Annotated in this window: 1 protein-coding gene; it reads left to right on the top strand. The window is 58.9% G+C overall.

What is annotated here, in order from left to right; genetic code table 11:
* Nucleotides 1-466 (top strand): integrase core domain-containing protein (locus SAHL_RS02980; RefSeq protein ID WP_184947248.1); only part of this gene is annotated, 466 nt, incomplete at its 5' end.
* Nucleotides 467-513: the final 47 nt, after the last annotated feature.

The following is a 513-nucleotide window of genomic DNA, read 5'->3' as shown; positions in this document are numbered from 1 at the left end:
TGTGTTCGATCGGCTCGCCGATGGCCGTGCCATCAAGTGTTTGGGCATCGTCGACGACGCCACGCACGAGTGCGTGGCACTCGTGCCCGGTCGATCGATGAGCGGCACGCAAGTCGCCCGTGTACTCGATGAAATATCACTCACCCGCGGCCTGCCGGCGATCATACGATCAGACAATGGGCCCGAGTTCATTGGCAAGGCCATGCTGAACTGGGCTCACCACAATGGTGTTCAGCTCAAGCAGATCGAGCCCGGCAAACCGAACCAGAACGCCTATATCGAGTCCTTCAACGGCCGCTTCCGCGATGAATGCTTGAACGAGCACTGGTTCGTAAGCCTTGCCCATGCCACCACGATCATCCGGGGCTGGCATCGAGAGTACAACGAAGAACGACCGAAGAAGGAACTCAGCGGGCTGACGCCCGCTGACTACGCTGCGCAGATGGCCGCAAAAGCGGCAATCTAAACCCAAGGGCTCTGGATCAAAACGCTACTAAAACCGGGGCATGGTCG

It is taken from the genome of Salinisphaera orenii subsp. halophila YIM 95161, from assembly GCF_003732545.1.
Lineage (GTDB): Bacteria > Pseudomonadota > Gammaproteobacteria > Nevskiales > Salinisphaeraceae > Salinisphaera > Salinisphaera orenii_A.
This window is presented reverse-complemented; position numbering and strand designations above follow the sequence as displayed.